The following is a 530-nucleotide window of genomic DNA, read 5'->3' on the forward strand; positions in this document are numbered from 1 at the left end:
GTTCTGGCGATCCAGAGTCCCGATTAATCTTCCTCGGGATCCCCCCAGATCGCCTGGGCTTTTTTTCTGAGAATAATCAGCGCAGCTGCTTCGGCCAGCGCTTTCTCCTTGCGCTGTAATTCCTTCTTCAATTGCTTGATCTCTTTGCGGTCGCTTTTACTCTGGTCGCGCTGCTCACGGTTGCGATCGACTGATGATGCATTTGCTTCCTGACAGGCTCTGCGCCATTCCACAATCTGTTCGACGAACAATCCCTTGCTACGGCAATATTGTGCCAGCTGCGCCTCGTTCAGGTGGGCTGTTTCCAGCACAACGCTAAACTTGTCGTTCGAGGACCATTCCTCGGCATTTTTTCCATTTCCTGGCACCGGCACTCCCTGCGATTTTAAATTTCGTCGCCAAGTATAGAGTGTTTGCTCCGTTATGCCGTTCTCACGGGCCAATACTGAAACTGATTTATTCATTGGCGGCATCATCTGCTTAAGGATGGCCTCCTTGCGTTCTGCTGGATAACGATTCACTGCATGTCT

General features: G+C 50.9%; 1 pseudogene. It reads right to left on the reverse strand.

Annotated features, from left to right (window positions below):
* Nucleotides 1-476, reverse strand: a pseudogene (locus ACO0K1_RS20280) (IS3 family transposase); the annotation flags it as partial.
* Nucleotides 477-530 lie beyond the last annotated feature (54 nt).

Origin of the sequence: Undibacterium sp. SXout20W (assembly GCF_049340285.1) — a bacterium.
Lineage (GTDB): Bacteria > Pseudomonadota > Gammaproteobacteria > Burkholderiales > Burkholderiaceae_D > Undibacterium.